The following is a 246-nucleotide window of genomic DNA, read 5'->3' as shown; positions in this document are numbered from 1 at the left end:
GTTCCGGTATATGTTTTGTTGCCATTATCATCTAAAATATATTGCTTTTTGCTCTTAATTCCCCATGTTCCATCTGAATTAAACGGCCGATTAGTTAACATCACATGAGCGTGCGGATTATCTGGGTGGTCGCGATGAATTGCCACGTCGGCTACCATGCCCTCATCAACAAAATTTTCTTGCACATATCTTGTCAGTAATTCTTTCTGTTCGGATTCACTTAATTCTACCGGTAAAGCCACGTTA

Annotated in this window: 1 protein-coding gene; it reads right to left on the bottom strand. The window is 40.2% G+C overall.

Going from position 1 to position 246, the window contains the following annotated elements:
* A partial coding sequence (locus tag FC85_RS07965; RefSeq protein ID WP_162255418.1) for a MobA/MobL family protein occupies positions 1-246 on the bottom strand: 246 nt, incomplete at both ends.

The organism is Lentilactobacillus diolivorans DSM 14421 (assembly GCF_001434255.1).
Taxonomy (GTDB): Bacteria; Bacillota; Bacilli; order Lactobacillales; family Lactobacillaceae; genus Lentilactobacillus; species Lentilactobacillus diolivorans.
Note: the sequence above shows the minus strand (reverse complement) of the source record. Positions and strands in the feature narration are given on the sequence as shown.